Raw genomic sequence first — 565 nt, 5'->3', positions numbered from 1 at the left:
ATCTTTTAAAGATGGTGGTCTCACACAGCCAATTTACCAATTATCAGATGTTTCTAAAGACGGTCAGGTTACGGGTAAGTCCTTTACTGATGTTGGTTCTGCTTTTAGCGGGCTTGATACGAATATTAAGAATGTTAATGATCGTATTAAAGAAGTATCTCAAGGAGTTGCACAGGATTCTTTATCGTGGAGTAAGGATGACAATGCGTTTGTCGCAAAACATGGGGAGAAAGAGGGTAGCAAAACGAACAGCAAGATTACGTCACTTGCCAATGGCGATATTTCTGCCAACTCGCATGATGCAATTAATGGTTCACAGCTTTATTCGCTGAATAATACGTTAGCGAACTATTTTGGTGGCGGCGCTAAGTATGAGAATGGTGAGTGGACGGATCCTAATTTCAAGGTTAAGCAAATCGGTTCTGATGGCGATATTACTGAAGAGTCGTATAAGAATGTAGCGGAAGCTTTGACTGGTGTTGGTTCTTCTTTCAAGAGTGTTCATGATGAAATTAGCACTATGATAAGTAATAGTCTTGTAAAGCAAGATGCTACAACGAACCTC

At 40.2% G+C, this 565-nt stretch carries 1 pseudogene; it reads left to right on the top strand.

The features are described 5' to 3' along the window. Positions 1-565: pseudogene (locus CER18_RS10205) on the top strand (Vomp family autotransporter); the annotation flags it as partial.

The organism is Bartonella tribocorum (genome assembly GCF_002777915.1).
GTDB lineage: Bacteria > Pseudomonadota > Alphaproteobacteria > Rhizobiales > Rhizobiaceae > Bartonella > Bartonella tribocorum_A.
Note: the sequence above shows the minus strand (reverse complement) of the source record. Positions and strands in the feature narration are given on the sequence as shown.